The organism is Micromonospora yangpuensis (assembly GCF_900091615.1).
GTDB classification, from domain to species: domain Bacteria; phylum Actinomycetota; class Actinomycetes; order Mycobacteriales; family Micromonosporaceae; genus Micromonospora; species Micromonospora yangpuensis.
In genome coordinates, this window is record NZ_FMIA01000002.1 from 6,381,972 (window position 1) to 6,398,913 (window position 16,942).

Below are 16,942 nucleotides of genomic sequence, written 5' to 3' on the forward strand. Positions count from 1 at the left end.
CAGGATCCGGACCACTCATCAGGTTCCGGTTAGGACGGTGCGGGTTGGGAGTGGCGCGTGTCACACTCACCCGTCTGCAACCCTTTGCCCGACTGCCACCGTTCCACCTCCGTCGAAGGAGGCAGGCGATCGTGAATGCCGAGGAAGAGGAAGGGTTCCGTCAGTTCGTCGCGGCCCAGTTGGGCCCGTTGCGCAAACTGGCGTACCTGACCTGCGGTAACTGGCACACGGCGGAAGATGCCGTGGCCACCGCCCTAGCCAAGCTGTATCCGCGCTGGCGGAAGCTCGACCGTCCCGACCTGTACGTCAAGACGATGGTGTACCGGGCCGCGGTGGACGAGATCCGCCGGCCGTGGCGTCGGGAACGCTCCGCCGGTGACGAACTGCCGGACGTCGCGCTACGTGACCCGGCGGCCGGCACCGACGAACGGATCCGGGTTCAGGCCGCCCTGCGTACCGTGCCCCGCAAGCAGCGGGCCGCGCTGATCCTCCGCTACTACCTCGGGATGACCCTCGAGGAGAGCGCGGCGGTCCTCGGGGTCTCCGTCGGCACCGCCAAGAGCCAGACGTCGCGAGGGCTGTCCCGCCTTCGTGAGGTGCTGGCCACCGAGAGCATCGACCTGCAGGTCGTGGAGATCAAGGAGTTGTCCCGTGCGGTTGCATGAGGTGGTGGAGCTGGCGACGTCCGACGCGCCGCCGGACCGGAACACGATCGACGAGATCGTGGGCAGGGGCCGCCGGGCGCAACGTCGCCGGCGGGCCGGCTTCGCCGGTGCGGGCGCGGCGCTCGCCGTGGTCGCGGTGAGCGCCGCGGTCGCCCTTCCCCCGCTCTTCGGGGGTACGCCCCAGGGCCCGGCCCTCCAGGCGGCGGCACCCCCGCCGGTCGAGCAGGCCGCCAAGCCGGCCCAGTGGGAGTTCCCGGCCGACCCGTTCCAGTTCACGTTCGGCGCCTTCGAGGTCGGCCGCTGGAAGGTGGCGGCACCGACCGTGGCGTCGACGTCGTACCAGATCGCGTCGGTGTACCTGGACGGCCGGACCACGAACGACAGGGCGATCACCGACGAGGAGGCCGCCCGGGTCGGCGACCGGCGGAAGAAGGGCGAGGCGGGCCAGCAGTCGGAACCGACGATCTTCGCGCACCTGACGCTGTACCGGCCGGGCGCGTTCGACCCCGCCGGCCTGACCGGGGCCACCCGGCTGACTGTCGACGGCAAGGAGGCGTACCAGGTCAGCAGCCTGAAATACGGCTACATGACCAACCGGACGCTCGCCTGGTCGTACGCCGGGGACGCGTGGGCGGTCCTGTCGGCGATCTCGGACTCCGCGCAGGACCCCTCCGACGCGGAGCTCCAGAAGATCGTCAAGGGCCTCAAGCCCACCCGGGCCACCCCGGCCACGCTGCCCTTCACCCTCGACTACGTGCCGGCCGGCTACCAGCCCGTCGAGCTCGGCTCGCACGTCATCTCCGGTCTCAACGGCATCGCGGGAGCCCGGGACGGCGACTACGGTGGCGCGATCTTCGCGAACCCGGCGCCGCCCACCACCGGCCTGGTCGAGCCGTACGGTGGCGCCGAGGGCGAGAGCATCCCCGGCAGCTTCCAGATCTTCGTGGTGCCGGCGAAGAACTCGAACCAGACGACCGGTGACACGACCATCAAGTGCGGCAACGGCTTCTGCACCCACCGCAGCGCCGACGGCGAGACCAGCATCCAGGTGGCCAGTGACGGCCGCCTCTCCGACGCCGAGATGACCAGGATCCTCAAGGGCCTGAAGCTGAGGAACGTGAACGACGACTCCACCTGGGCGGACGCGGCCACCGCGCTCGGCAGGTGACCGTCTCCTGACGCAGGCGGCCGGGCCCCGAGGGCCCGGCCGCTTCCGTTTCCGCCGAGTCCTCGGCGGATCACCAGAACCACCACCGCCGGCCTGACCGTCGATGGCCCTATCCGCCGCAGGCAGGGGCCTCGTGCTCGCTGTCGAGGTGGTTGGTGATGATGTCGGCTATGTCCCCTAGCGTGTCGAGCTGAGCGGGCGTGAGGAGATCGGCGAAGCAGTGTCGTACCGCGGCCACGTGCTGCGGCGCTGCGGCGTCGATGGCGGCGACGCCGGCGGTGGTGAGGACGACGTCGAATCCCCTCCTGTCGTCCGCGCTGGCGGCCCGCCGTACGGTGCCGCGATTCTCCATCCGGGCGATCTGGTGCGAAAGTCGACTGCGCTCCCACCCGAGCAGCTTGCACAGCTCCCTGGCGCGTAGCCGTCGGCCCGGGGCCTCGGAGACGGTTGCGAGGATCGCGTACTCGGCCTCGGTGAGGCCGTTCTGTTGGGCGAGTTGCCGTGCGAGGTGGGCGGTGAGTTCCGCGCGCATGGCCTGAAAGCCTCGCCAGGCCCGGTCCTCCCGGTCGTTCAGCCATCGTGGGGTCACCCCTGCAGGATAGGCTTTGTTGACACATCACGAGAAGCCTCGACCGCCCGGGACCTGCGGGGTAACCAGCACCACAGCACCTTTGTTGACATGTCACGGAGCCCGACGTAGCTTTGTTGACATGACAACATCGGTGGTCCGCAGCGACCCCCGACCCTCTCACCGGAACCGTTGATCACAGGGGTGGACATGGCCAAGATCGGGATCATCCTGGGTAGCACCCGTCCGAACCGCAACGGCGAGCAGGTCGCCAAGTGGGTGTACGACATCGCCTCCCGCCGGACAGACGCCGAGTTCGAGCTCGTCGACCTGCGGGACTATCCGCTGCCGCACCTGGACGAGCCGATGTCGGCGTCCTTCGGGCAGTACCAGCACGAACACACCAAGCAGTGGGCGGCCAAGATCGGCTCATTCGACGGCTTCGTCATGGTGACTCCGGAGTACAACCACAGCACCTCCGGAGTGCTCAAGAACGCGATCGACTACCTCTTCGCCGAGTGGAACAACAAGGCGGTCGGGTTCGTGTCGTACGGCGGTGCCGGCGGCGCCCGAGCCGCTGAACACCTGCGCCTGATCGCCGGCGAGCTGATGATGGCCGACGTGCGTCAGCAGGTGACGCTCTCCCTGGTGACCGAGTTCGAGAACTTCTCGGTCTTCAAGCCCGGCGAGTACAGCACCGGCGCGCTCCACACGCTGCTGGACCAGGTCGTGGCCTGGAGCACCGCCTTGGCACCGTTGCGCGTCACGGCCCGCGCAGCCTGACCACCTTCCTGCGGTCCCGGTGCCGGCTGCCGTCCTCCGGCAGCCGGCACCGCCGCCATCGACACCCATCCGGGATCGGAGCCATCACCATGTCGATCACCTTTTCGCCGGTTGTGGCCGCCGGAACGCGCCACATACCCGGCTTCACCGCACTGCACTTCATCGACCTGGAGAAGTTGGAAGTAGCGGCGTCGCCGCTGGCCGTTCTCGACGACTTCCGCGTCGACGGACTCCCGTTCTCACCTCATCCCCATGCCGGCTTCGCGGCTGTGACCTACGTGTTCGAGGACTCCCCGGGTGAGGTACGGAGCCGCGCCTCCTCGGGCGTCGACATCACCGTCGGGCCCGGCGGAATCGTGTGGACCGACGCCGGCAGCGGCGTCGTGCACGAGGAGGTCCCCGCCGTCCGCGGTCGCGAGCTGCACGGACTTCAACTCTTCGTCAACCTGAGCGCCAGGAACAAATCGGCCGCGCCACAGGTCCGCCACCTCCAGGGCCACGAGGTCCCCCAATGGCACAGCCCGGACGGCGACGACCGGGTCCGGGTGGTCGTCGGCTCGTTCAAGGGTGTGTCGTCGCCGTTGAGGCCCACCGAGCCGTTCACCATGCTCGACGCTCGGATACGACACGAGATCACTTTCGATCTTCCGCAGGCTGAGAACGCCGTCGTGTACGTCCTCGACGGGACGGTCGACGTCCACGCCGACAGCCAGACCCGGCAGGTCGGCACCAGCCACGCGCTGGGCGTCCGCGGCGGTGGCAGTGGCGGCCGACTCACGGTCGCACCGCGGCAGAGCGCGCACCTGCTCATTCTGAGCGGCGCGGAGATCCGGGAGCCGGTGGTGACTGCCGGCCCCTTCATCATGAACGACGCGGCGCAGGTCAGGGACGCCGCCGACCGCTACCACGCAGGATCGATGGGACAGCTGACGCCGCTCAGCGACGCGGGATGATCCGCTCGACCAGCTCCGGCACCCACTCGACGTACTCGACCTCCGCCCCACCGGCGTGCCGGGCGTACAGGTAGCGGCCGGTCGGACTGGTCGCCTCCGGCGTGGTGACCTCGCCGCCTGCGGCGGTCAACCCGGCGACGACGGCGTCCAGGTCGGCCACGATCACGGTGGCGGAGGCGTGCCGGTAGCGGGCCCGTTCCGCCGGCGCGCCGGCGATCACCAGGAAGTCGCCGATCGCTGCCAACTCGATCGCGTCGAAGGCGAAGCGCAGCTCCGGCTCGCTGCCGACCAGGGTCCGTAGTGACGGCAGCGACGCGTCGAGGTCATCCACCCAGAGCCGGGCGTACGTCTTCAGGATGGTCATGTCTCCTCCAGTACGTTCGAGATGGTCGACCAGACCGTACGACGACTGCCTCGAATGGGGTAAGTACGCACTTTTTGGTAAGTAGTGCGTGCCACGGAGGGAGGCAAGTGGACGAGCCGATGCCCGGCGCGCCGACAGCGGCGGCGGAGGTGGCGCAGGCACACCAGGCGGCTCGCGAGGTGTTCGACGTGGTCGGCACCAAGTGGGCGCTGTCGGTCATCGAGGCCCTCGGTGCCGACACCCGCCGCTACGGGGAACTGCACCGGCAGGTCACCGGCATCAGCCACCGGCTGCTCACCGCGACCCTGCGGCAGCTGGAGCAGCACGGGGTGGTCGAGCGGACGCTCCATCCCACCGTGCCGCCCCGTACCGAATACCGGCTCACCCCCGCCGGCCAGGAGCTACAGCACACGATCAACGGGTTCTGTCGGTGGAGCCGCCGACACCTTGACGAGATCCTGGCCGCACGCCGCCGGTCCGAGCAGGCCTGACTCCGGTGACTCAGCCGATCCGACGGGGACCGCGGGTCAGGTAGGCGGCAGCTCCGGTGACCGCGAAGACCGCGGCGGTCGTCAGGGCCGCGACGCTGTCCGGTGGTTGGCCCGCCCAGGTGAGCAGGTACAGCGCGAACGGCTCCGGGATGGCCGGGATGCCGGCGGAGACGCAACCCGTCACGACCGGCAGGGTCCAGGCCAGTCGCCGCCCGAACAGGGTCGCGGCCAGGGCGGCGAGCCCGGTGAGGCCCGCCGCGTCGCGCAGGACGACGCCGGCCGGGGCGGTGGTCACGACCGTCACCACGGTGGCGGTGAGCACGGCTATCGCGGCCAGGTGCAGCGCGCGGCGGGGGGCCCAGCGGATCGCCGCGGTCGCCTCCAGGCTGGGGTCCGCCCCGCCGAGGCCGTTGCCCAGGATGGCCACCCCCAGGGCCAGGGCGAGGGCAGCGGTCGTGACGGCGTGCCGTGGCTCGGCCTGTGCGGCGCCGAACCAGGCGAGGAGGACCATGGCCGGCACCGCCCACAGCACCCCTCCCGGCACCTCCCGGGAACGCACGAACAGGAGCAGGGGCGGATGCCGAAACTCGACGGCCTCGAAGCGACCCGGCTGCTGGCCGGTCCGGCCGTCCGGAACCCGCTGAACGTCCTCATCGTCACGACCTTCGACCTCGACGAGTACGTCTACCGGGCGCTGCGCAACGGCGCCTGCGGATTCCTGCTCAAGGACACCTCACCCAACCTGCTGGTGGAGGCGGTACGCGCCGCCGCCGCCGGAACCTCGCTGATCTCGCCGGCGGTGACCGTACGTCTCCTGGCCCACCTCGCTCCCCGCCGCGACGGCGGGCCGGAGACGGTGGAGACGACGGAGGCGCCGCCCACCGAGCCGCTCACCGAACGTGAGCTCGCGGTGGTCCGACTCGTGGCACACGGGCACACCAACGACGAGATCGCCGGACGGCTCTACGTGACGCTGTCGACTGTCAAGACCCACCTGGCCAACGTGCAGCGCAAACTCGCCGTCCGCAACCGCGTCGAGATCGCGGCCTGGGCCTGGCGCAACGACGTCAGCTCCCCGACCTGACCCACGAGCACTACGATGCCCCGCATGGCTCAGCTCGCCACGAAGGACAACGACGGTACGCCGTGGGCGACGATCAGGTTGGGATCCGTGGCGGTCAGATAGGCCGCACTGGTCACGTACACGGTTCTGCCCTGTACGGCGACCGACGTCGGGTTCTGCAGGCCGTCGGCCGCGGTCAACAGCGTCGTCGATCGGCCGGTCACGTCGACGCGGACCACGGTGTTCTGGCCGACCAGAGCGGCGATCACCTGGTCGGTGCCGTCGCCGGTGAAGGCGAAGTCGTCGATGCCGGTCAGGCCACCGGCCCGGACCTCGACCGGCGCCGGCCTGCCGTGGCGTACCGGAATCCGCAGGAGGGTCCCCTGGTCCAGGTTGGAGGCCCACACCGCTCCATCGCGGACCTTGATGCCGTTGACACCCAGGAAGCCGGTCGAGGCGAGTTCGGGAGCCGAGGACCAGACCGTCACCGGTCCGCCGGCCTGCCGCACGGTGGAGATGGTGCCGAGCACCGAGTCGGTGATGAAGAAGATCTTGCGGCGTTCGTCGAAGGCCAGTCCGTTGGGCAGGCCGTCGGCCGGCAACGCGGCGATGCGCCGCGGGGTCCCGCCCGGCCTGAGCCGGTACAGCCCCGTCGAGGCGGCGTCACCGCTGGCGTACAGGAAATCCACCGTGCCGTCCCGGTGCCGCACGATGCCGGTGGTCAGGGCGAACCCGAGCGCCGGCGTGTTGACGCCGCCGTCGGCAGGAGCGGCCAGGGTCGCCAGGATACGGATCTTCCCGCCCCGGTCGATCGCGGCGACCTGCCGGGCCCCGGCGAACGTGACGTACGCGGTGCCGTCCGGCGACAACGCGATGTTCTCCGGCATCTGCCCCCTGGCCAGGTCGAGGTGCAGCATGATCCGCGAACGGAGCACGGCAGCCGGCGTGGCCGACTGGTCCCGTGCGGCCACGGCCGGGGTCGGGCCGGTCGGCGACCCGGCCACCGCCGGGGTCGTACCGGTGCTCAGCGCCGCCACGGCGACGAGACCGGCGACCGTGACCGCGATCGGGGCATTGATTTTTCTCGTACGCATTCTTCCTTCTTTCCTGACTGGGTGACGCTCGGCGATCTGTCGGCCGAGCAGCGGACCAGGCGGCGGAAACCTCTTTCGGGCACGCGGCACCCGTTCCGCCTTTCCGGAGCTTGAAAACCCGATGATGAGCTGGGCGCGCGAAATGGCCACGCAATTCCCGCCCGATCAGGTACGACGAACGAATGGTCGGCGAAGCTACCGACCGGTCGGCGTGTCGGCGGTCGTCACCGCGCGGGACGCCGGCTGCCCGGTGACGACGCTGTGCACCAGGAGGGTCATGGCGGCCTGCGCCGGTGAACCGTTCTCGGTGGTGGCGACCACGACGTGCTGACCCTGGTCGGTCCGGAGGTTCTGCTGGGTGACCCGCATCGTGCCGACCAGCGGATGCCGCATCACGTACACCGGCTCACCGCCGGACTTCACCCGGTGGTCGGCCCACATGCGGCTGAACTCCGGGCTCTTGACCGACAGTTCACCGACCAGCGCCGCCAGGGCCGCGTCACCGGGATGCTGCCCGGACGCCAGCCGCAGGGCGCCGACCACGGCCCGCGCCTTCTCCGGCCAGTCGACGTACAGCTCGCGGGTGTGCGGATCGAGAAAGACCATGCGGGCCATGTTCGGCCGGTCCTCTGGCAGGTCCGGACCCCGGAAGTCCACATGGCCGGCGAAGAGGGCGTTCCCGGCCCGGTTCCAGGCCAGCACGTCGCCACGCCGCCCCAGCACCAGCACCGGCGCCTCACCCAGTGCCGCCACGAGCTGACGTACCGCCGGACTGATCCGCTCCGGCGTCGCTCGCCGGGCGTTGGCCCGGCGGCGGCTGCCGGTGGCCAGGTCGTGCAGGTGCCGGCGTTCCGCCTCGTCCAGCCGCAGGGCGGCGGCGATGGCGTCCAGGACCTGCGCGGATGCGTTCGACGACTGCCCCTGCTCCAGCCTGGAATAGTACGAGGAGCTGACCCCGGCGAGCAGCGCCAACTCCTCCCGCCGGAGTCCGGCCACCCGCCGCCGACCGGGGTAGGTGGTCAGTCCCACATCCGCCGGCCTCAGCTGTGCCCGGCGGGTCTGCAGGAACTCGCCGAGCTGTCGTTTCGCGTCCACGTCACCCAGTATTCGGCCGGCCGGACCGGGTAACCACACCTTGTCAGGGGTAGGCAGGCGTCTGCTCAGCCGTCCATACCGCTGATGGCCACCTGCACCCAGAGGATCGAGGCTGCGGCGATGCCCAGGAAGGTGAGCGCCGACAGTCCCGACGCGGCGGCGAGGCTCAGGCGCCTGCGGGTCACGACGAAGACGGTTGCGGATGCGGCCACTGCGAACAGCGCCAGGTAAGTCGTGAATCCCATGTTCTGCTTCTCTCTGTCCAGGTGGTTGGCATCGACGAGGAGACCGGCCGGTCGAGCGCCGTTACGGGGCGTACGGCAGGACCTGCTGGCTCTTTTTCCTCATGCCGTAGAGACTGCCGAACGGAGGCTGCGGCCTCTTCCGTCCGCGGGCCGGCGTCGGCTCGGCGCTGAGCGGATATCAGGCGCCGCGCCTCATTCGAAAGGTGGAGGCGACCTCACCGCGGCGACCGGGTCAGGCGTCGACCAGCCCGGCCCGCCACGCCCAGGATGCGACCTCGACCCGGTTGCGTACGCCGAGCTTCGACTGCGCGGCAGCCAGGTGGGTCTTGACGGTGGACACCGCCACGAACAGTTCACCCGCGATCTCCTGGTTGGTCAGTCCCCGGGCCACCGCCCGTACGACGTCGCTCTCCCGGTCCGTCAGGGCCTCCACCGGTGCGGTCGTGCGTTGCTGCGGCCGGTGCCGGAAGTGGCGCAGCAGCCGGACGGTGACCTGTGGCGCCACCAGGACGTCGCCGCGTACGGCCGCGCGGACCGCCTCCACCAGCAGGGCCGGTCCGCAGTCCTTGAGCAGGAACCCGCTCGCCCCGGACTGCAGGGCGATGTCCACGTACTCGTCGTCGTCGAACATGGTGATGACGACGACGGCGATCGGATCGGCCACGTCGGGGCCCGCGAGCAGCCGGGTGACCTGGAGTCCGTCCAGGCCCGGCATCCGGATGTCCAGGAGGCACACGTCCGGGCGCAGCCGACGCGCCGCCTCGACGGCCGCTCGCCCGTCGGCGACGTCGGCCACCACGGTGATGTCCGGCTGGGCCTCCAGGATCATCCGGAACCCGACCCGCATCAACTCCTGGTCATCGGCGATCAAGACCCGCACTGGCTACCGTCCCGTTCTCGTGACCGCTTCCCGGTGGACACCTGGCAGCCCTCGACTGATACTCGGCGGGACACCCCCGGAGGCCGTCGGAGTTCCCCGCTCAACGAGCACGGATGATACGGGTGGCACTACCGTTCGGCCGGGTACAGCGGCAGGTCGGCGCTCACCTGCCAGCCGCCGCTCGTGCGGCCGGCGGTGAACCGGCCGCCGAGCAGGCGCACCCGCTCCCGCATGCCGACGAGTCCGAAGCCACCGCGACGTCTGCCGATCATCCGGGTCACCCTCCCGTCGTCGCGGACCTCGACCCGGACGTACCCCTGCTCGGTCCGTACCGATGCCACGATCTGCCGTGCCCCGGCGGCATGCCGCCGGGCATTGGACACCGACTCCTGGACGAGGCGCAGTACCGATGTCGCGACCTCGTCGGCCACCGGTTCAGCCAGCTCGACCGTCACCCGTACCGGCGGACTGCCGGCCGACGTCATCGCCCGTAGGTCGGCCGACAGGTCGGTGGTCCGGGTCAGCGGTGCCGGCATCCTGCCTTCGCCCGGTTCGCCCGCACGCAGCGCGGCGACGAGGTGCCGCATCGAGGACAGCGCCTCGGTACCGGAGCGTTCGATCACCGGCAGCGCCCGGGCGGCCGCGTCGGGGTCCGACGCGGACCGCTCCTGGGCGGTCTGTGCCTGCTCCATCATCATCCTGACCTGGTACGTCACCACGTCGCGGAGTTCCCGCGCCAGGCCGAGCCGCTCCCGCTGCTGCACCGCGATGACGGCAGCCCGCCTCGCCCGGTCCCGTTGCCGGTCACGACCCCGCAGATACCACCCGTACGCCACTGGCAGCACCACCACCGCCATGTCCGACAGCGACACACTCCACCACGGCTCCGGCACCGACCCCGCGGACAGCGACCAGTACTGCGGCCGGAACTGCTCGGCCGCCGCGCCGGCGGCCAGGACCAACCCGACGAGGCCGGTGGCGACAGCCCCGGAAACCCGCCGGACGACCGCCACGGTGACGATCACCTGCGCGCCGATCTCGGTCATCGCCAGGCCCCCGGGCACCTCGCCACCGACCGCCCGCAGTAGCGCCGTCGAGAGGACGAGAGTTGCCGCGGCACCGAGCGCCCCGGCGACCGGCCGCGCCTGTGCCAGCAGCGCCATGGCCGCCATCACGACGATGCCGGGGACCAGCCACCCCCGGCCCGTGGTGTCGAGTTCCCCGGTGATCTGCACGTCGAGCAGGGCCAGGGCCGTCAGTACGACGGCCCACGGCAACTGCCGCAGCACCAGCGCCAGCACCATCGTCTTCTCACCATCCCGCGCGGTACCTCCACACTCGACCGGAGGACACCGGGAACCGTACGGCTCCTCGGCACCGCAGCGGAAACCGCTGCGGCACTACCCGTCACCGACGACACCCCCGAATCCGGACCGGTACGAGGACTGTTGTGATTGTGGTGTGAAGCTCGACTGGCGAGATCTGATCACCTGGGACTGGCCCCTGGCCGGGCTGCTCACGATCGCGCTGCTGCTGGACGGTGCGGCGGCGAGCGAGGTGGGACATTACGACGGGCGGTGGGAGCTGCCGGGTTTCCTCGCGGTGTGTGCCCTCGCGCTGCTGGCGTCCCGCTGGCCGGTCGTCGCGGGCGTCGGTGTCGTGGTGGTGCTGCTGGCGGGGTCGGTGGTGCTGCGGCTGGCCGGCGTCACGGTCCCCTCCGCCGCGGGCGGACTGGGGGCCGCCGAGGTCGCCGCGGTGCTGGCCGTCATCGTCGCGGTGGTCCGCCGGTTGTCCAGATCCACCGCCGCCGGCCTGGTGGTGCTGCTCCTGCTCAGCTGTCTGGTGGTCGGGGTGCTACGGCCGGAGCACCCCGCTGCTCCGCAGGATCTGGGCTGGTCCGGGATCCTGCCGGTGGTGGCCGTTCTCGCCGGATGGTACCTGCGTACGCGCGACGCCCGGCATGCGCGGGAGATGCGGGCTGTGACGGTCGCGGCGCAGTTGCGTGAGCGGGTGGCCCTGGCGCGGGAACTGCACGACGTGGTGGCCCACCACATCGGCGGCATGGTGGTGCAGGCCCAGGCGGCGCAGGCGGTGGCCGTACCTGATCCCGGCGCTCCGGCGCGGGTGCTGCCGGTGATCGAACGTGCTGGCGAGGGTGCCCTGTCGGCGATGCAGCGGATGGTCGCCATGCTGCAGGACGTCGGCGGGGAACCGGCGTCGCCGACCACTGACCTGCTCGCCGACCTGCGCGCGGCGACAGTCACCCCGGCAGGCGCCACTGAGGTCCGGTTGGCGGTGGAACTCGCCGAGCCCGTACCGGCGGCGGTCGCGACCACGGTGCTGCGGCTGGTCCAGGAGTCGGTGACGAACGCGCGGCGCTACGCCGTAGGCGCCCGTGAGATCACCGCGACGGTACGGTCCGCAGACGGGACCGTCCGGGTGCAGGTACGCGACGACGGGCGACACACCGACCGACCGAGCAGGTCCGGGGGCGGCGGTTACGGCCTGGTCGGCATGCGGGAACGGGTGCACCTGCTCGGCGGCCGGTTCGAGGCGGGCCGGGTGCCCGGTGCGGGCTGGCAGGTGCTCGCGGACGTGCCGCTGCGGGCCGAGTGAGCTCCGGGTGGCGGTCACGGACGCCGAGACCGGGTAGCTCAGGCCGTTGCTCACGGCGCGACCGTCGCTGGGAGAAACGGTGGAGAACACCTGTCAGCGCACTGGTCGATCCTCCTTGAAGGCCGCGCGCAGCATGTCGCGGTGCGTCCGTACGTAGCGGATGTCCGCCTCGTACAGATCGGCGTGCCCTGCCACGATGTGCTGCCGGAACGCCGCGTTGCCGTGACTGGCCTGATCGCGCATGAAGTCGATGAGCGCCTGCAGTCGGCCCGGGACGACGTCGACGACCTCGACGCCGACGTCCGGCCCGTACGCGCGGCAGAACTCGGGGGTACGCAGCTCCGGCGTGATCACGTCGGGCACCTCGCCGTCGAGGAACGTGAGTATCTCGTTGCCCTCGATGTCGAAGCCACGTGGCTCCGGCGCGCCGTGGAACCCGTGGTCATGGAGGTGCCGCAGGAGCCGGTGAATCGCCGGCGCCGCCGGTGACGCCGGCCGGTGGACGACGTCGCCGTGGCGGCGCACGACGTTCACTCCGCCACGGAACTCCTGCTGTTCAGTCATGCGCTGCTCGCTTCCACCGGACCAGGGTCCGGCCGTGGCCGGTTGTACCAGGGCGGGCAGCCGGTGCCGGAAGATCCCGCAGGGGACCATCGGGTGACAGGCGGCACCACCGTCGGTGACGCACCTCGGCAAGTATCACCGCCAGTGCGATCAGCGCGCCGAGTAGGCCCGTCGCGGCGAAGCCCCAGGCCGGTGCGGAGGCGTCGATCACCGCCCCGACCAGGGGGGTGCCGAGGGCGGCGATCGACTGCCGGATCACGGAGAAGACCGGGAGTGTGAGCAGCCCGCCCACGAGCGCGGCACCGAGCAGCACCGGGTACGGCAGGACCGGCGCCGTACCCCAGAACAGCGCCGAGACCGCCGTGGTCAGCAGCAACATCGGCCGTAGGCCACGCCTGTCGACCAGCCGGCCGAGCAGTGGCGCGCCGAACGCCGAACCGACCGTCAGCACGGCTCCGACCAGTCCGGCGGCGAAGTATCCGTGACCCAGATCGAGTACGTGCAGCGTCATCGCCACCGCGGTGGCCGCCACCGGCACCCGGGCGAGGATCGCGACCAGCAGCAGGGGCCGCAACCCCGGCAGCGCGAGCGCGTCGCGGCAAGATCTTACATCCAGCATGACCGATACCTTCCAGGGTGACCTGCTAACCGGAACTGAGGGATGTCTGCGTCAGATCTCGTTGCTGACCGACCGGGGTTTCATGGCCACCTGTCGAGCGTTGAGGCGAGGGCGGGCCCGGTGAAGCTGATCGAGTGGCGTCTTACCGGACCGCCCGCGAATCAGAAGCTGTACAACCCACCCCACCTGCCCGGACAGCACGGCAGGCCAAGGCTCACCGTGGTGGAGGCGGCGGGGATCGAACCCGCACATCCGGAGTGGTCAGGGGCATCGTCGTGAGGCCACCGCCACTGTGCCCGTCCGGTCGCTTCCGTGCCCTGGTCGTGTGGCGACCCTAACGGTCGCCCACTCCTGCATACCGGCCGTATTGAGCACCGCGCCGCAAGGCCCGGCCGGCGGACCACACGTCGGCACGACCGCTGATCCGACGCACTGCGGCACCCGACTGTCTCACCGTCCTACGCGCAGGAGATGCAGTGGCGGGCGAACGGCCGCACGGCGAGTCGCTCCTCGCCGATCGGCTGCTGGCAGCGCTCGCAGATCCCGTAGGTTGCCGCGTCCACCCTGAGCAGGGCGTCGTCGACCTCGGCAATCCGTGCCCGCGTTGCGGTGAGTAACGCGATCAGCTGAGCGCGTTCGAAGCCGACGGTGGCACCCTCGGGGTCGTGTTCGTCGTCGGCGTTCGAATCCCGCGATGCTGTGAAGAGCGCCTTCAGATCCCGCGCCAGCGTCTCCGCCTCGGACTCCGCACTCGCCCGTAGCCGCAGCAGCTCCTCCCGGACCATCTTCACAGTTTAGTACGGGAGGGTCGCACCAGCGGCTGATCCAGGTGGCGGGCGGGGCCGCTCCCGACCGTCGGCGGCCCGCGCGGTCAGGGTGCCTGGCGGGGTGCGGCGACGACAGCGACGTGCTCCATCGGTAGCGCACCGGTCCGCTCGACGTCCAACCCGGCACGGCCGAGAAGCTCGGTGACGTGGTGGAGGCTCCGGTGCGCGCCGCCGGTGATCATCAGCAGGTGAAGATCCCACAGGGCCGGCAGCACGGACGGGTCCTCGTCAACGACGAAGCGGTCGAGGACCAGCAGCCGTGCCGTCGGGCCGGACATCGCCCGGCGACAGTTGTCGAAGGCCTGGACGACCGCGTCGTCGTCCCACCCGGCCAGCGCGCGGGACAGGATGTAGACGTCGCCGCCCGTCGGCACGCTGGTGAACATGTCGCCGCCGACGAGGGTGACCCGGTGGAGCCCGACGGTGGCGGCGAGGTGTTCGCCGGCCCTGGGCATCATGTGCTCGCGGTCGAACAGCACGCCCTTGGCGTCGGGTGTGGCCGCGAGGAGCGTGGAGAGCAACTGCCCACCCCCACCACCGACGTCCACGATGGTCTTGCCGCCGGTGAAGTCGAAGGCGGCCGGCACCTCGTGGAAAAACATGTTGCCGGCATTCATGGTGGCCTGGAACCGGCGGGCGGTGTCCGGGTCCCCGCTCAGGTAGTCGTAGAAGGATCTGCCGTAGGCGGCCTCGAAGCCGGAGCTGACTGTGCTGATCGCGCGGTGCACGTGTCCCCACGCGGCGTAATACTCCTCGCCGTGCAGCAGGCACATGTCGCGCATCGACAGTGAGCCGGAGCGCAGTGCCTCGCTGATCGGGGTGCTGCGGTAGCCGCTCGTCTCGTTGCCGTCGAACACGCGCATCGCCACCAGGAGTCGCATTAGACGACGTAGCCCCACTGCGCCGGCACCGCTCGACGCGGCCAGTTCGTCGCTGGTGGTCCGGCCGGCGGCGACATGATCCGGTAATCCGAGTTTGACTGCGGTGTAGAGAGCCTGTGCCTTCCACCCGCCGGTCATGACATCGACAATGTCCCGAGTGGCCTGCAAGTCGATCGTCATTGGTCCTCCGCCCGCACTGCCCTTCGCGACGACGGTGGCAACCGTACCGCGTAGTGAACTGCCGAGGAAAGGATTTGGTGTCACGGACGCCCTCCCAACTTACCCAGCGGGCAGAAAGTCATCTTCCATGGCCCTTTCGGCCAATGACCGAAGTGCGACAAACTTGATGTACAACAACGGTGGATCCCGGCGTGCGTTCTGGCGAACCGCCGTTGTTGTATTGGCTGGTTGCTCGCGGGCGACGGGTTAGGGTGCGCACGACATACCCAGCTCACCGAAGGGGAGGGCCACCAAGCGTGTCCCAGCAGAGCACCGTCGCGACGGACGGCCGTGACGACGGAACGGATGACAACATCGAGACACTGTTCGAATTGCCCGCCCCGTCCTTCACCGCCCCGTCCACCGGCCCACGGCCGGGCGCGGCGGCACCGGACGCCGGCCCGCTGGCGACCCGGATGCGACCTCGCACGATCGACGAGATCGCCGGTCAGGCTCACCTGCTGCGTCCCGGTGCCCCGTTACGCCGGCTGCTCGAGGGTGCCGGCGCGGCCTCGGTACTGCTCTACGGCCCGCCCGGCACCGGCAAGACCACGATCGCCCGGCTGCTGGCCACCGCCGGCAGCACCCGGCAGTTCGTCGCTCTCTCGGCGCTGTCCAGCGGCGTCAAGGAGGTGCGCGACGTGATGGTCGAGGCCCGCCGCCGGCTCGACCGGCAGCATCGGCAGACCGTGCTGTTCATCGACGAGGTGCACCGCTTCTCCAAGACGCAGCAGGACGCGCTGCTCGGTGCGGTCGAGGACCGGCTGGTGTTGCTGGTCGCCGCCACCACCGAGAACCCGTCGTTCTCGGTGGTGACCCCGCTATTGTCGCGCCTGCTGGTGCTGCAACTGCGGTCGTTGGACGACACCGACGTCCGCGACCTGCTGCGCCGCGCCGCAGCGGATCCGCGGGGTCTCGGCGGCGCGGTCACGCTGTCGGCCGAGGCCGAGGCCGCGCTGGTGCGGTTGGCCGCTGGCGACGCCCGCAACGCACTGACCGCGTTGGAGGCCGCCGCCGACGGGGTGCTGGCGACCGGAGGCACCGAGATCGACGTGCCGGCCGTGGAACGGGCCGTCGCGGAGACAACCGTGCGTTACGACCGGCAGGGCGACCAGCACTACGACGTCATCAGCGCCTTCATCAAGTCGATCCGTGGTTCCGACCCCGACGCCGCGTTGCACTACCTGGCCCGGATGCTGGTGGCCGGGGAGGACCCGCGGTTCGTCGCGCGGCGGCTCGTCGTGCACGCCAGCGAGGACGTCGGTCTGGCCGACCCCACGGCCCTGCACACGGCGGTCGCCGTGGCACAGGCGGTGCAGTTGATCGGGATGCCCGAGGCGCGTCTCGCGCTGACGCAGGCCACTCTGCACCTCGCGATGGCGCCGAAGTCCAACGCGGTGATCGAGAGCATCGACGCGGCGATGTCGGACGTGCGCAGGGGTGCCGTGGGCGACGTTCCCGCCCACCTGCGCTACGGGCGCTACAAGGGTGCCGCGGAACTCGGCAATGCGATCGGTTACCGCTATCCCCACAAGGCGCCGGACGGGGTGCTGGAACAGCAGTATCCGCCGGACGGTTTGGTGGGAAAGAACTACTATCATCCGAGTCGGCACGGTGGTGAGCGCACCCTTCGTGATCGACTCGCAGACCTCCGCCGCGCGATTCGCGGCGGCTGAGACGTAGCACATAGGACGGTCGATGCAGAAGGGTTGGGCGGGTGGTCGGATCGGTATTTTCGGCATGATGTTCGAACCACTGTGTCGAGCGCCTCGAAGGGTAGTCTCGGGTGAGGCAACCAAGGATCAGGATGCGGATTGTGCGGTGCCGCCACAAGAGGGGTCGGGATG

Annotated in this window: 18 protein-coding genes and 2 pseudogenes; 8 read left to right on the forward strand and 12 right to left on the reverse strand. The window is 70.3% G+C overall.

Annotated elements, in window-relative coordinates; translation table 11 throughout:
- Positions 1-131 precede the first annotated feature (131 nt).
- Both GA0070617_RS28875 and GA0070617_RS28880 read left to right on the forward strand, forming a co-directional pair.
- Entirely contained in the window at positions 132-665 is a 534-nt protein-coding gene (locus tag GA0070617_RS28875) for a SigE family RNA polymerase sigma factor (RefSeq protein WP_091445472.1), read from the forward strand.
- Complete coding sequence (locus tag GA0070617_RS28880) at positions 652-1,833, forward strand: hypothetical protein (protein ID WP_091445473.1); 1,182 nt, start codon at positions 652-654, stop codon at positions 1,831-1,833. Before GA0070617_RS28875 ends, GA0070617_RS28880 begins: the two co-directional genes overlap by 14 nt.
- 109 nt (positions 1,834-1,942) lie before the next feature.
- Here the strand turns inward: GA0070617_RS28880 and GA0070617_RS28885 are convergent, their stop codons facing one another.
- Complete coding sequence (locus GA0070617_RS28885) at positions 1,943-2,422, reverse strand: MarR family winged helix-turn-helix transcriptional regulator (protein WP_229688259.1); 480 nt, start codon at positions 2,420-2,422, stop codon at positions 1,943-1,945.
- A gap of 189 nt (positions 2,423-2,611) precedes the next feature.
- Between GA0070617_RS28885 and GA0070617_RS28890 the strand changes: the two genes are divergently transcribed.
- Both GA0070617_RS28890 and GA0070617_RS28895 read left to right on the forward strand, forming a co-directional pair.
- Positions 2,612-3,184 (forward strand): NADPH-dependent FMN reductase, encoded by a 573-nt coding sequence (locus tag GA0070617_RS28890; RefSeq protein ID WP_091447714.1) that lies wholly within the window; start codon positions 2,612-2,614, stop codon positions 3,182-3,184.
- Between the two features lie 89 nt (positions 3,185-3,273).
- Positions 3,274-4,137 carry a pirin family protein gene (locus GA0070617_RS28895; protein ID WP_091445478.1) on the forward strand — a complete coding sequence of 288 codons (864 nt, stop codon included), beginning with the start codon at positions 3,274-3,276 and terminating at the stop codon, positions 4,135-4,137.
- On the opposite strand, the gene GA0070617_RS28900 is transcribed toward GA0070617_RS28895, so the two are convergent.
- Complete coding sequence (locus GA0070617_RS28900; protein ID WP_091445481.1) at positions 4,121-4,501, reverse strand: VOC family protein; 381 nt, start codon at positions 4,499-4,501, stop codon at positions 4,121-4,123. The two genes, GA0070617_RS28895 and GA0070617_RS28900, sit on opposite strands and share 17 nt — an antisense overlap.
- Before the next feature lie 119 nt (positions 4,502-4,620).
- On the opposite strand from GA0070617_RS28900, the gene GA0070617_RS28905 reads away from it, so the two are divergent.
- On the forward strand, positions 4,621-4,992 hold the full coding sequence (locus GA0070617_RS28905) for a winged helix-turn-helix transcriptional regulator (RefSeq protein WP_091447718.1): 372 nt from the start codon (positions 4,621-4,623) through the stop codon (positions 4,990-4,992).
- A 10-nt stretch (positions 4,993-5,002) separates the two neighbouring features.
- On the opposite strand, the gene GA0070617_RS28910 is transcribed toward GA0070617_RS28905, so the two are convergent.
- Positions 5,003-5,551, reverse strand: a complete 549-nt coding sequence (locus GA0070617_RS28910) for a hypothetical protein (protein WP_175440388.1) — start codon at positions 5,549-5,551, stop codon at positions 5,003-5,005.
- A gap of 15 nt (positions 5,552-5,566) precedes the next feature.
- Here GA0070617_RS28910 and GA0070617_RS28915 point away from each other — a divergent pair.
- Positions 5,567-6,076: pseudogene (locus GA0070617_RS28915) on the forward strand (LuxR C-terminal-related transcriptional regulator); the annotation flags it as partial.
- Positions 6,077-6,105: 29 nt separating this feature from the next.
- Here GA0070617_RS28915 and GA0070617_RS28920 read toward each other — a convergent pair.
- The 5 genes from GA0070617_RS28920 to GA0070617_RS30925 all read right to left on the reverse strand — a co-directional run bounded on the left by GA0070617_RS28920 (position 6,106) and on the right by GA0070617_RS30925 (position 10,673).
- Positions 6,106-7,149 (reverse strand): SMP-30/gluconolactonase/LRE family protein, encoded by a 1,044-nt coding sequence (locus tag GA0070617_RS28920; protein WP_091445485.1) that lies wholly within the window; start codon positions 7,147-7,149, stop codon positions 6,106-6,108.
- A gap of 195 nt (positions 7,150-7,344) precedes the next feature.
- A complete protein-coding gene (locus GA0070617_RS28925) occupies positions 7,345-8,244 on the reverse strand; it encodes a helix-turn-helix domain-containing protein (protein ID WP_091445487.1) in 900 nt (299 codons plus the stop codon).
- Between the two features lie 65 nt (positions 8,245-8,309).
- Positions 8,310-8,489, reverse strand: a complete 180-nt coding sequence (locus tag GA0070617_RS28930) for a hypothetical protein (RefSeq protein ID WP_091445490.1) — start codon at positions 8,487-8,489, stop codon at positions 8,310-8,312.
- Between the two features lie 232 nt (positions 8,490-8,721).
- A complete protein-coding gene (locus GA0070617_RS28935) occupies positions 8,722-9,369 on the reverse strand; it encodes a response regulator (protein ID WP_268239658.1) in 648 nt (215 codons plus the stop codon).
- A 128-nt stretch (positions 9,370-9,497) separates the two neighbouring features.
- A complete protein-coding gene (locus GA0070617_RS30925; RefSeq protein WP_091445492.1) occupies positions 9,498-10,673 on the reverse strand; it encodes a sensor histidine kinase in 1,176 nt (391 codons plus the stop codon).
- Between the two features lie 157 nt (positions 10,674-10,830).
- On the opposite strand from GA0070617_RS30925, the gene GA0070617_RS30930 reads away from it, so the two are divergent.
- Positions 10,831-11,985, forward strand: a complete 1,155-nt coding sequence (locus GA0070617_RS30930; protein WP_175440704.1) for a sensor histidine kinase — start codon at positions 10,831-10,833, stop codon at positions 11,983-11,985.
- Positions 11,986-12,078: 93 nt separating this feature from the next.
- On the opposite strand, the gene GA0070617_RS28950 is transcribed toward GA0070617_RS30930, so the two are convergent.
- From GA0070617_RS28950 to GA0070617_RS28965, 4 genes and pseudogenes are all read right to left on the reverse strand, one after another.
- Complete coding sequence (locus GA0070617_RS28950; protein WP_244891692.1) at positions 12,079-12,519, reverse strand: aminoglycoside phosphotransferase family protein; 441 nt, start codon at positions 12,517-12,519, stop codon at positions 12,079-12,081.
- 262 nt (positions 12,520-12,781) lie between these two features.
- Positions 12,782-13,168: pseudogene (locus GA0070617_RS30270) on the reverse strand (MFS transporter); the annotation flags it as partial.
- Positions 13,169-13,626: 458 nt separating this feature from the next.
- A complete protein-coding gene (locus GA0070617_RS28960; RefSeq protein ID WP_091447728.1) occupies positions 13,627-13,953 on the reverse strand; it encodes a TraR/DksA family transcriptional regulator in 327 nt (108 codons plus the stop codon).
- An 86-nt stretch (positions 13,954-14,039) separates the two neighbouring features.
- Positions 14,040-15,014: a methyltransferase gene (locus GA0070617_RS28965; RefSeq protein WP_217628893.1), complete on the reverse strand. Its 975-nt coding sequence runs from the start codon at positions 15,012-15,014 to the stop codon at positions 14,040-14,042.
- A gap of 338 nt (positions 15,015-15,352) precedes the next feature.
- On the opposite strand from GA0070617_RS28965, the gene GA0070617_RS28970 reads away from it, so the two are divergent.
- Complete coding sequence (locus GA0070617_RS28970) at positions 15,353-16,771, forward strand: replication-associated recombination protein A (protein WP_483308349.1); 1,419 nt, start codon at positions 15,353-15,355, stop codon at positions 16,769-16,771.
- Positions 16,772-16,942: the final 171 nt, after the last annotated feature.